This window comes from Pantoea sp. GbtcB22 (genome assembly GCF_019091025.1).
Taxonomy (GTDB): Bacteria; Pseudomonadota; Gammaproteobacteria; order Enterobacterales; family Enterobacteriaceae; genus Pantoea; species Pantoea leporis.
Genome location: NZ_JAGXKB010001072.1, coordinates 1 through 229, shown reverse-complemented (window position 1 = coordinate 229; position 229 = coordinate 1). Strand labels below are relative to the sequence as shown.

At 62.0% G+C, this 229-nt stretch carries 1 protein-coding gene; it reads right to left on the bottom strand.

Annotated features, from left to right (window positions below; all coding sequences use genetic code 11):
- A partial coding sequence (locus KVT28_RS27530) for an SDR family NAD(P)-dependent oxidoreductase (protein ID WP_217551532.1) occupies nt 1–213 on the bottom strand: 213 nt, incomplete at its 3' end.
- Nucleotides 214–229 lie beyond the last annotated feature (16 nt).

The window sequence follows — 229 nt, the reverse complement described above, 5'->3', positions numbered from 1 at the left end:
GGCCGATTGCGTGACATCAAACGCATTGGCGTGCGCTCGAAAGCCCAACTCAGGCACCTGCGCCGCGCCCTTCTCTGCGCCTTCGTGCGTGGTGGCGTTGACGATCTCGTCAGCACCGGCTTCCGCCAGGCCGCGCGTCAGCAGATATCCTATGCCGCGCGCCGAACCGGTCAACAGCACACGCTTGCCTTCGAGGGAAAAGAACTGGCTCATCACTGCTCCTTTAAAG